This window comes from Massilia sp. GER05 (assembly GCF_052056005.1).
GTDB lineage: Bacteria > Pseudomonadota > Gammaproteobacteria > Burkholderiales > Burkholderiaceae_D > Telluria > Telluria orientalis.
Genome location: NZ_CP178858.1, coordinates 3,155,948 through 3,167,850, shown reverse-complemented (window position 1 = coordinate 3,167,850; position 11,903 = coordinate 3,155,948). Strand labels below are relative to the sequence as shown.

Here is an 11,903-nt window from a genome sequence, read left to right as displayed (position 1 = left end):
AGGAACACGTATGCAAGCATTCAGCACCAGAAGCGCCATCCTGCCGATCGCCATCGCGGCGCTCGTCGCGGCCTGCGGCGGATCGGGCAGCGAACCGGGCACGGCTACACTAACGGCCGCGCGCCAGGACAGCAACGTCCGGGCGGCCCAGGCATCCACCTGGAACAGCGTGAAGTTCGGCGGCGGCGGCTATGTCACCGGCCTGATCTATCATCCGACTTCCCCGAACGTGCTGTACGCCCGCACCGACGTCGGCGGCGCCTATCGCTGGAACCAGGCCGCGTCGTCGTGGACGCCGATCACCGACGGCGTGGGCTTCGGCGCCGGCCAGGGCGACCACTGTATCGAAAGCATGGCCGTCGACACCAACAATGACCAGAAGCTCTACATGGTGGCTGGCTGCAGCGGCAAAGGCCGGCTGTACATCTCGAACGACCGCGGCACCAACTGGACCTCGGTCCCCGTGCCTTTCGTGGTGAAAGGGAACGATGCCGGCCGCGCCATCGGCGAGCGCCTGAAGGTCGACCCGAACAATTCGCAGTGGATGTTCTACGCCTCGCGCCAGGACGGCCTGTACGAAAGCTGGGACGGCGGGCAGAACTGGACCCAGAGGACGGGGCTGTCGAGCACCCATCTGACCTCCAGCGCGATCGGCGTCGAGCATCTCGTGTTCGAAGCGCCGACGACGGGCGGCACCACGGGGACCTGGATCGCGTACGCCGCCATCGCACCGGACTACGCCAACGCGGCGGGCCTGACGTCGACCTTGTACGTCACCGGCGACGGCGGCGGTAGCTGGACGCCGGTCGCGGTGCCGTCTGCCGTGGCCGGGTACCACATCCCGCACATGGTGCGCTCCGCCGACGGCTATTACTACGTCGTGTTCAACAAGGACGCCGGCCCGGGTGCCGGCGGTACGAGCTACCTGTACAAGTTCGGCGGCAACAGTCATGGCGGCACGTGGACCCTGCTCAACACCACCGCCAACACCTGGGGCGGTTACGGCGGCGTCTCGGTCCACGGCACCGGCGCGACCACCCGCATCGCGCTGAGCGTGAGCGGCACCTGGGGCGATTGGGCCGGCCAGCACATGATGAAGCTGTCCGACGACAATGGCACCACCTGGCGCGAAATCGTGTCGCAGAAGCCGCATACGCCAGCGGGCAACGAGTACTGGGGCTGGCTCGACGACGTCGAGATCGATCCGAACAACCGCGACCACATCATGTACGTGTTCGGCGGCGGCATCTGGGAAACCACCAACGCCTCCGCGGCGACGCCATCCTGGACCATGAAGGTGAACAACCTCGAGGAAACCGTCACCATGGCGATCGTCACGCCGCCGGCCGGCGCGTCGTACAAGCTGATCAACAGCGCGGGCGATGTCGGCACCTGGGTCCAGACCGACCTCGCGAAGAAGGCGACCAGGGGCCCGGCGACGGGTTGGAGCAACGGCAACTCGGCTGACATGGCCTGGTCCGATTCCCAGTACATTGCCGTCGCCGGCGCCGACCACAGCGGCGGCTTCGGCTTCTCGTCCGGTGACGGCGGCAGCACGTGGACAAAGTTCGCCAGCTTGCCGGCCGGCGCGGCAACGAATACGTCCAATGCGTCGAACATCGTCGTCACCGCACGCAACAAGGCCGTCTTCGCGCCGGCCGATTCGGTGCCTTCCTACACCACCGATAACGGCGCGCACTGGACCGCGACCAACCTGCCCGCACTGGCGCCGGTCAGCGGTTTCCCGCGCAGCTACAAGCTGGCGGCGGACCGCAAGAACCCGAACAAGGTCTACGCCTACGATTCGGGCGGCGCATGGTGGGGAACGCCAGGCAAGGTCTACGTCTCGACCGATGGCGGCCACACCTTCACGCTGAGCCAGGGCTCGGTGAGCGCGAACCTGCGCGCCAATCCCTTCGGCGTGACCACGATGACGGTGAACCCGAACGCCGAGGGCGACATCTGGCTGGCGGACGGCAATACCGTGTACCACTCGACCGATTCCGGCGCTACCTGGACCAAGATCAACAACTTCGCATCGATCTGGGGCACCCACGATACCTGGTCGTACCCGGATGTGCAGGGCGCCAGCTTTGTAACGCTCGGCAAGGCCGCCGCCGGCGCGCCGTACTCGGCGGCGGTGTACGTGGTCGGTGTGATCAATGGCCAGTGCGGGGTGTGGCAGTCCGACAATGCCGGCAGCACCTGGACCCGCTTTAACGACGATAACCACCAGTTCGGCGGCATCGGCGCGATCGCGGGCGACTGGAACACCTACGGCAGGCTGTACATCGCCGGCGGTGCCCGCGGCATCCAGTACGCCAACTAAGACCTGACGGTCCGCAGGGGCGGCCGCGGCCGCCCCTTCCCAGACACCGCCGTTGCTTGTTTATGAAATCGTTTTCATATAATCTTGATGACAATCAACATAAACATTCAACGGAGATAAAGTTGACCAACCCATCCCGCCGCAACGCCTTCAAGACCCTGCTGGCCGGCGCCGGCGCCGCATCGCTCCCCATCGCCCTGCCTGCCCAGGCGGCTTCGAAACCCGCCTGCGCGTCGCCCTTCCCCGGCTGGGGCCGCGGCATCGAAGGCCAGCGCAAGGCCGACCGCGGCGACGGCACGTACGTCAACCCGATCATCGCGGGCGACCACCCGGATCCGACGATCCTCAAGGACGGCAAGGACTATTACATGACCTTCTCGTCCTTCTTCTCGTACCCGGGCATCGTGATCTGGCATTCGACGGATCTCGTGAACTGGGCGCCCGTCGGCCCGGCTCTGAAAAAGCCGCTGGGCACGATCTGGGCGCTCGACCTGTGCAAACACGACGGCCGCTACTTCATCTACATCCCGGCCGCGCCGGACGGCAATGCGTGGTCGATCTACGCCATCTGGGCCGACCGCATCGAGGGGCCGTGGAGCGACCCGGTCGACCTGAAAATCTCGGGCTGCATCGACCCGGGCCACGTCGTGGGCGAGGACGGCAAGCGCTACCTGTTCGTCAACGGCATCCGCCGCGTCCGCCTCACGGACGACGGCCTCGCGACCGACGGCACCGTCGAACCGGCGTATCAACCGTGGCACTATCCGGCGGACTGGATCACCGAGAACTTCGCGCCGGAAGGCCCGAAGCTGCTGCGCCATGGCGACTACTTCTACCTGATCACGGCGGTGGGCGGCACGGCCGGTCCGGTGACGGGCCACATGGTGATCGCGGCCCGTTCGAAGTCGATCGACGGGCCGTGGGAGCACTGCCCGCACAATCCCCTCGTGCGCACGACCGGCACCAATGAACCGTGGTGGTCGCGCGGGCACGCGTCGCTCGTCGAGGGACCGGGCGGCGACTGGTGGATGATCTACCACGGCTACGAGAACGGCTACCGCACCCTGGGCCGCCAGACGCTGCTCGAACCGATGGAATGGACGGCCGACGGCTGGTTCCGCGCGAAAGGCGGCGACCTCTCGAAGCCGATCAACAAGCCGCGCGGCGGCAAGGCGGGGCCGAACGGCTTCGCGCTGTCCGACGATTTTTCGAAGGACCGCTTCGGCGTCCAGTGGTCGTTCCACGACCCGGCGCCGGACGAGATGACGCGCGTGCGCTTCGCGAACGGCGGCCTGGAAATCCGGGGCAAGGGGTCGATGCCGGCCGACAGCACGCCGCTCACGTGCGGCGTCGGCGACCGGTCGTACGAGGCCGAGATCACGCTCGACCTGGTCGGCCCGGCCGAAGGCGGCCTGCTCCTGTACTACAACCCGAAGGCGTTCGTCGGCATCGGCTTCACCCCTGACACCATCAAGACGTACCAGTACGCCGAGGAGCAGCCGTGGGCGCGGCGGCCGCAAGCCGTGTCCAGCGTGCGCGTGCGCCTGACGAACGATGCGAACGTGGTGACCTTCCGTTACTCGTTCGACGGCGGCGGGACGTGGATCCTGCACGGCACGCGCATGGAGGTGTCGGGCATCCACCACAACGTGTTCGGCGGCTTCCTGAGCCTGAAAGTGGGTGTGTACGCGGCGGGCAAAGGGACCGTTCGTCTGCGTGATTTCCGCTACCACGCGCTGCCGTCGGGTTGACGCGACAAAACGGCCCGGGCGCGCGCCACGGGTGTTCCGGAACTGCTAGCATGCGCGGAAATCGTAACCAAAAGTCCACATGCCAGCGAACCCGTTTAGCACCCGTCGCGCCGACGGCGTCCCGGACGACGCCCAGCGCCGCTTCGACGACCTGCTCGCCCACCTGCCGGCCGGCGTCGTGATGCACGATGGCGCGGGCCGCGTGGTGGCGGCCAACCGCCAGGCGCTGGCGCTGCTCGGGCGCACCGAGTACGAAGCGCGGGAAGCGCCAGGCGGCGACGCCTGGCATTTCGTGCGCGCGGACGGCTCGCAGATGCCGCCCTCCGAATATCCCGTAAACATGGTGCTGCGCACGGGCGCCAAGGTGTCGGACCTCGTCGTCGGCGTGTCCCGGCCAGACCACGGCGACGTGCGCTGGGCGATCTGCAACGCGTATCCGGAGCGCGACGCGCATGGCGCCATCCACCGCGTCGTCGTCTGCTTCACGGACTGCACGGCCCTCAAGGACGCGGAACAATCGCTGCACAAGTCCGAGGAGCGCATGCGCCTCGCGCTGCAAGGGTCGACCGATGCGCCGTGGGACTGGGACCTCGTCAGCGGCGAACTGTATTACTCGCCGCGCTGGTGGGAGATGCTCGGCTACGTGCCCGGCGAGCAGGCCGCCGATCCGGAGGCGTGGGTGCGCCTCACGCATCCCGAGGACCGCATCCGCGTGGTCGCCTTCCTCGACGAACTGCTGCCCGGCCCGCGCCAGGCCTACAGCATGGAATTCCGCCTGCGCCACCGCGACGGCCACTACGTCCCCGTGCTGAGCCGCGGCTACATCCTGCGCGACGGCGCCGGCAAGGCGCTGCGGCTGTCCGGCACCAACACGGACCTCACGGAGCGCAAGCAGGCCGAGCGCCGCATTCATGAACTGGCGTATTTCGACCAGTTGACGGGCCTGCCGAACCGGCGCTTCCTGCTCGAGGAACTGAGCCAGATCCTCGCGCGCAACAGCCGCGCGGGCCGCCACGGCGCCCTGCTGTTCCTCGACCTCGACAACTTCAAGCTCCTGAACGACACGATGGGCCACGACGTGGGCGACCTGTTGCTGCGCGAAGTGGCGCGCCGCCTGCGCCGTGCGCTGCGCGAAGGCGACCACCTGGCACGCCTGGGCGGCGACGAATTCGTGATCGTGCTGGAAAACCTGGGCGCCACGCCGGCCGAGGCGACGGCGGAAGTCCAGGCCGTGGGCCGCAAGTTGCTGGAGGTGCTGGGCGAGCCGTTCGAGCTGGACGGGCGCCTGTGCGCCAGCAGCCCGAGCATCGGCGCCACCCTGTTCGACGGCCACCCCACCGACATCGACGCGCTGCTGCGCCAGGCCGACCTCGCGATGTACCGCGCCAAGGACGAAGGCCGCAACACGCTGCGTTTCTTCGACCCCGGCATGCAGGCGGCCGTCGACCGCCAGGCCGCGCTGTCGGCCGCGCTGCGCACGGGCCTCGCGCGGCGCCAGTTCGTGCTGTACTGCCAGCCGCAATTCGGCCACGACGGCAGCCTCGTCGGCGCGGAGGCGCTCGTGCGCTGGAAGCGGGGCACGGATGAACTGGTGGGCCCCGGCGAATTCATCGGCGCGGCCGAATCGGGCGGCCTGATCTCCGCGCTCGGGATGGACGTGCTGGAACAGGGCTGCCACGCGCTCGCGCGCTGGGCCCGGGCGCCGCATCTCGCCACGTTGAAGCTCGCGGTGAACGTCAGCGTGCACCAGTTGCGCGACCCGGATTTCCCGCACGCCGTCGCCACGCTGCTGGCCGCGACGGGCGCGCGGGCCGACCGCCTCACGCTGGAACTGACGGAGAGCGTCTTCGCGCGCAACCCGGACGACCTGGTCGACCGCATGCAGCAGCTGCGCGGGCTCGGCGTGCACTTCGCCCTGGACGATTTCGGCACCGGCTATTCGTCGCTGGCCTACCTGGCCCGCTTTCCGCTGGCGGCGCTGAAGATCGACCGCTCGTTCGTGCAGGACGTCGACCACGACCCGAACGCGTCGTCGATCGTCGAAGCGATCATCGCGCTGGCGAGAAAACTGCACCTGGCGACGATCGCCGAAGGCGTCGAACTGGATGCGCAGCACGCGTTCCTGGCCGCGCACGGCTGCGACGTGATGCAGGGCTACCTGCTGGGCCGCCCCGTGGCCATGGACGAATTCGAGCGGCGCTACGGCCGCGCGCAGGCTCAGGCCGCGAGCGGCAGCTCGACGTAGAACGTGGTGCCGATACCTTCCACGCTGTCGAACCGGATGGTCCCGCCCATTGCCTCGACGATCGTCTTGCAGATCGACAGGCCGAGGCCCGTGCCGCCCTGCCGGCGCGAATCGGCGCCGTCGGCCTGGGCGAAGCGCTGGAACACGCGCTCGCGGAACGCCTCCGGAATGCCGGCGCCTTCGTCGGCCACGGCGAGGCGCACGTGCTCCGCGCCCGCTTCGACCTGCGTGCGCACGGTCGATCCGGGCTCGGAAAATTTGATCGCGTTCGACAGCAGGTTCGTGAGCACCTGGGCCAGGCGGTCGCGGTCGACGTCCACGCGGGCGCTTTCCGCGCCGGGCGCCGCCACGCACGAGAGCTCGATGCCGGACTGCGTGGCGAAGCTCTGCATCGCGGCAACGGCATGCTCCGCCAGCGGCAGCACCGGCTGCACTTCCTTCTCGAACGCCATGCTGCCGGCGTCCATCTTCTGGATGTCCAGCACGTCGCCGACCAGGCGCACGAGGCGTCCCGAGCTCGCGTTGGCGACGTCGACGAGGCCTTTCGCATCGGGCGGGAGCTCGCCCGCCATGCCGTCGGCCAGCAGCGCCAGCGACGCCGACATCGCCGTCAGCGGCGTGCGCAGTTCGTGCGACACGGTCGACACGAATTCGTCCTTCATCCGTTCGACTTCCTTGCGCGCCGAGATGTCGTGCATGAACGCGGAAAAGAAGATGCCGTCGCCCGTGCCGGCCAGGCCGACGGTCATCTCGACCGGGATCTCGCGGCCATCGCGCGCCAGCAGGATGCGTTCGACGCGCTGGCCCAGCGTATCCAGCTGGCCCGTCTCGAGGAAGTGGCGCAGCAGCTCGCGCGAATGGGCGCGGAACCGTTCCGGCATCACGAGTTCCGTGACGACGCGGCCCAGCGCCTCGTCGCGCGACCAGCCGAGCATCTTCTCGGCCGCCGAATTCCAGTCGCAGATGCGGCCGCGCATGTCGATGCCGACGAAGGCATCCTGCGCCGTCTCGATGATGGTGGCGATGCGCTGCTCGTTGGCGCGCACGCTGGCCAGCGCCTGTTCCAGCTCGCGCGTGCGCTCGTCGACGCGCGCTTCCAGCGTCGCGTTCAAGTCTTCCAGCGCGCGCCGGCGCCGCACGAGGTTCGCCACCAGGGCGTTCAGCGTGGTGGCCAGCGCGCGCACCTCCGCATAGCCGCCCCGCTGGATGTCGATGGGGGTCGTCTCGCCGGCGCGGATGCGCTGCGCGGCATCGGCCAGGTCGCCCAGCGGCCGCGTGATGCGGCGCGCCAGCCACATGCCGGCCAGCGAAAACGCGCCGGCCAGCACCACGCCGGCGGCCAGGCCATATTCGCGCAGGCGGCGCACGGGGGCGAACGCGTCGTCGACGTTCTGGCGCACGAGCACGGTCCAGCCCAGGCCGGGATACTCGCCGTAGCCGTGCCCCAGCTGGTAGCCGACGAGGTACGAGCGGCCGTCCGGCCACGTCTCGACGACGTAGCCGCCGCGCCGCTGCGCACGGGCCGCCTTCAGGCTCGGCAGGGTCAGGCGCCGGCCCGTCACGCCGGCGGGACCGAGCAACACGTTGCCGTCGGCATCCACGATCAGGGCTTCGACCTGGCGCCGCGCCGCGATCCCGGCCATCACGGAACGCTCGACGTCGCGCGCCCATTGCCACGACAGGTGCGCGCCCAGCACGCCGCGCGTCACGCCCTCGTCGTCGACGTAGGGAAAGGCGACGTCGACGAAGCGCCAGGGCTCGTCCTGCCTGGGCAGGTAGCGCGCCAGGAGTACCGCCTCGTGCACGTCGCCCGCGTGGATGCCGCGCAGGGCATTGCGGAACCACGGGCGCTTGGACACGTCCGCGCCTTCCAGCAGGCCCTGGGCCGACACCTGCACCTTGCCATCCAGGCCGGCCAGGCCGATCCAGCTGTAGTAACCGAGGCTGTGCCGGATGCCGTCCAGCGTGGCGCGGCGGCGCTCCTGCGGCTGCCCTTCGGCCAGCACGCGGCGCCGGGCCAGCAGGCCCACCTCGCGGTAGCGTTCGAACATGCCGCGTTCCAACTTGTCGGAGGTCTGCAGCGCCAGCTCGGCCAGGCCGTGGCCGATGCTCGATTGCACCTGTTCCGCCGACTTGCGTTCGATGACGGACGTCAGCACCAGCGTGAGGACGACGGACAGCAGCACGAAAGCGAGGGCGAGCCAGGCGCCGAGGGCGCGCGGGAGCAGGCGGCGGACGGATTTCAGGGGATTTGGCATGGCGAACTGGAGCCTAGCACAGCCAAGATTCCGTGCGGGAATTGTGTTGCACCACGTGAACACCCGCGACGCATTGTTGTATTTCCGACCAGCAGCACCCAGATCGGATGGAGAGGCGGAGGAGCCGCGAAGGGGCGAACTACACGGCCATGTCCGATTTCCGGTAAACTCGCCTGTTACGTAACCATTATTTACGCCATCGCCCAGGAAAAGCCATGCAAGACAATGCCACCGCGCCGTCCAACCTCGTCGACTACGTCACGTCGTGCTCCCTGCCGACGCCGTGGGCGCAGTTCACCCTGCATGCGTTCGTCGAGCATTCGACGGGCAAGGAGCATCTGGCGATGACGCTGGGCGACCTGTCCACGGGCGACGCCCCGCTGGCGCGCATCCACTCCGAATGCCTGACGGGCGACGTGATGTTCTCGCAGCGTTGCGACTGCGGCGCCCAGCTGGAGTCCGCGCTGCGCCGCATCGCCGACGAAGGCCGCGGCATTTTGCTGTACCTGCGCCAGGAAGGCCGCGGCATCGGCCTCGTGAACAAGATCCGCGCCTACCGCCTGCAGGAAGCGGGGGCCGACACGGTCGAGGCGAACCTGCAGCTGGGCTTCCACGCCGACGCGCGCAACTATGAACTCGTGCTGCCGATGCTGGAGCAGTTCGGCATCGAGGCCGTGCGCCTGATGACGAACAACCCGCGCAAGATCGACGCGCTCGGCAAGCTGGGCATCAAGGTCGCCGAGCGCGTGCCGCTGCTCGTCAACCGCAACGTCTACAACGAGAATTACCTGAACACCAAGCAGGCCAAGCTTGGGCACATGATGACCTCGGTCTCCGAAGCGGTGCTCGACAGCGAGTCGTAACCCCCGCCGCGGGCGGTTCTGGCAAGATGGAGGCATGCGCCTCCCTTCCGCCGCCCTTGCCGTCCTCGTCTTCGGCGCCGCCGCTTCGCTTGCCGGCGCCGCGGGCAAGGCCGGCCAGCGCGTGAAACCGGCGCCCCAGCCGCCGCTCGTGATCCCGCCCGCGACGCCGCCCGCGACGACGCCGCCCGCGCCCGGCCCCGGCGAGACCGACGAAACGGCCGCGCTGCCCACGCCCTCCAGCGCCGCGCAAACCCTCTATTCCGCCGCCAGCGCCGACCTGCTGCAGATCCGCATGCTGCTCAGGAACGGCCGCAGCCAGTCCAGCGTCGGTTCCGGCTTCCTCGTCGGCACGGGCAACCTCGTACTGACCAATTACCACGTCGTGTCGCAGATGGCGCTCGACCCGGACGTCTACGTCGGCGAATACGTCGACACGGACGGCAAGAGCGGTCCCATCGAACTGCTCGCGGTGGACGTGCTGCACGACCTGGCCGTCGTGCGCGTGAACCGCAATGGCACGGGCTTTTTCCAGGTCGGAGAAAAACCCGTGAAACTCGTGCAGGGCCAGTACCTGTATTCGCTCGGCAATCCGCTCGACCTCGGCTTCGCCATCTCGGAAGGCTCGTACAACGGCATCGTCACACGCAGCTTCTACGAGCAGCTGATTTTCACGGGGCCCATCAACTCCGGGATGAGCGGCGGGCCCAGCGTGACGGCGGCCGGCGTCGTGGCGGGCGTCAACGTCTCGAAGCGGCTCGACGGCGAACTGGTCAGCTTCCTCGTGCCCGTCAAATACGCGCAGGCGCTGCTGCGGCAGGCCGCGACGCAATCCCACCCTCCGAAGAATTTCAATCCGCTGATCGGGCAGCAGCTGCTGGCGCACCAGCGCGCGCTGATCGACCGCCTGCTGGCCGAGCCGCTGTCGATGCGCACGATGGGGCCGTACCAGGTGCCCGTGCGCGAATCGCAGCAGTTGCGCTGCTGGGGCCGCTCGAACTTCCGCGCCGAAGCCGAGTACACGGCCGACTCCGTCAGCTGCGCGATGGAAGCGGCGATCTACGTGTCGGACACGCAGCAGACGGGCCACGTGTCGATGACGCACCAGGTGCTCCGTTCGAGTTCCCTGCACCCGCTGCAGTTCGCCGTGCTGGCAAGCAGCCGCTTTCGCGTCGACAGCATCGGCACCGGCCGCGACACGCGCCTCACGCGGCCCGCCTGCGCCGAGATGTTCGTGCACACGGCGACCCTGCCCGTGCGCGCGGTGACGTGCGTGCGCGCCTACCGCAAGTTCGCCGGGCTGTACAACTTCACGTTGCTGGCCGCCAGCACGGACGATCCGCACGCCAGCCTGCAGAGCCGGCTCGACCTGGCGGGCGTCTCGTACGAGAACGGCATGCGCGCGACCCGCGCCTTCCTGTCGGCCCTTGGACGGAGCCGCAGATGACTGGCCCGTGGTTCGTCGAGCTGCTGGCCAGGAACGGCGACGTGCTGCACCGCCAGCGCGTCGACGGCCTGCCGATCCGCATCGGGCGCGGCTACGACAACGACGTGATCCTCGACGACGACTACGCGGCCGCCGCGCACGCCATCGTCGAGCAGGATGCATCCGGCCGGCTGCTGCTGCACGACCTGGGTACCCGCAACGGCATCGTCATCCAGGGCAAGCGCCGGCAGGACGCCGAGCTGACGGGCGACACGGTCGTCCGCATCGGCCACACGGCGCTGCGCGTGCGCGCGGCCGACTTCCCCGTCGTGCCGGAACGCCTCGACCGCACGTTCCACGGCTGGGAAGGCGTACTGCCCGCCGCCGCGGGCCTGGCGCTCGCGGGCGGCGTGGCCCTGCTGGCGCGCTGGCTCAGCGACACGGAATATTTCCAGCTGGCGCGCTACGCGGAGGCGCTCGCGGGCGGGCTCGCGGCCGCGCTGCTGTGGGGCGGCATCTGGGCGTGCGCCAACCGGCTGTTCGCGCGCCACGCGCGCTTGGGCCGGCACGTGTTCGTGTTCGGCTGCGGCGCTGCGGCCCTCGCCGGCTATGCGCTGCTGGGCAGCACGCTCGGCTACGCCTTTTCCGCCGAAGGGTTCACGCATTACGCCTCGCACGTCGCGACGGTGCTGCTGGCCGGGATGATTTATTTTCACTTGTGCACGATCCGTCCCCGCAATCGCACCCGTTACCGCTGGGTCTGCGCCGGCTTGGCCGTGCTATGCTCCGGGCTGATTCTGGCTGGCAATGTGCAGCGCACGGGCCGTGTATCGGACGAGTTGTACATGTCCGTGCTGATGCCGCCGGCCATCCGCGTGAGCCCCGACCATGGCGTGGACGAGTTCATGCGCGACGTGGAAGCGATGAAGGCCCCGCTCGACCGCAGCCGCGGGCGCAAGCCGGGCGATGACGAGATCAACGATTGACGGCGCCGCGTTGTCGAAATTGGGCGGCCTCGTTCGTCGCATGAACGA

7 protein-coding genes are annotated in these 11,903 nt (G+C 68.7%); 6 read left to right on the top strand and 1 reads right to left on the bottom strand.

The features are described 5' to 3' along the window. Positions 1 to 10: 10 nt before the first annotated feature. The 3 genes from ACL58G_RS14225 (at position 11) to ACL58G_RS14215 (ending at position 6,325) form a co-directional block, all read left to right on the top strand. Positions 11 to 2,329: a dockerin gene (locus tag ACL58G_RS14225; RefSeq protein WP_440967442.1), complete on the top strand. Its 2,319-nt coding sequence runs from the start codon at positions 11 to 13 to the stop codon at positions 2,327 to 2,329. Between the two features lie 122 nt (positions 2,330 to 2,451). Continuing rightward, positions 2,452 to 4,080 (top strand): family 43 glycosylhydrolase, encoded by a 1,629-nt coding sequence (locus ACL58G_RS14220; RefSeq protein WP_440967441.1) that lies wholly within the window; start codon positions 2,452 to 2,454, stop codon positions 4,078 to 4,080. Positions 4,081 to 4,159: 79 nt separating this feature from the next. Next, entirely contained in the window at positions 4,160 to 6,325 is a 2,166-nt protein-coding gene (locus ACL58G_RS14215; RefSeq protein WP_440967439.1) for a putative bifunctional diguanylate cyclase/phosphodiesterase, read from the top strand. Here ACL58G_RS14215 and ACL58G_RS14210 read toward each other — a convergent pair. After that, entirely contained in the window at positions 6,298 to 8,583 is a 2,286-nt protein-coding gene (locus ACL58G_RS14210) for an ATP-binding protein (RefSeq protein ID WP_440967437.1), read from the bottom strand. The two genes, ACL58G_RS14215 and ACL58G_RS14210, sit on opposite strands and share 28 nt — an antisense overlap. Before the next feature lie 215 nt (positions 8,584 to 8,798). On the opposite strand from ACL58G_RS14210, the gene ribA reads away from it, so the two are divergent. From ribA to ACL58G_RS14195, 3 genes are read left to right on the top strand one after another with little or no spacing between them, the layout of a single operon-like run. Further along, entirely contained in the window at positions 8,799 to 9,446 is a 648-nt protein-coding gene (gene ribA, locus ACL58G_RS14205) for a GTP cyclohydrolase II (RefSeq protein WP_413345711.1), read from the top strand. A gap of 34 nt (positions 9,447 to 9,480) precedes the next feature. Then, a complete protein-coding gene (locus tag ACL58G_RS14200) occupies positions 9,481 to 10,890 on the top strand; it encodes a S1 family peptidase (protein ID WP_440967435.1) in 1,410 nt (469 codons plus the stop codon). Continuing rightward, on the top strand, positions 10,887 to 11,855 hold the full coding sequence (locus tag ACL58G_RS14195; protein ID WP_440967433.1) for an FHA domain-containing protein: 969 nt from the start codon (positions 10,887 to 10,889) through the stop codon (positions 11,853 to 11,855). The genes ACL58G_RS14200 and ACL58G_RS14195 overlap by 4 nt, the downstream gene beginning before the upstream one ends. Positions 11,856 to 11,903: the final 48 nt, after the last annotated feature.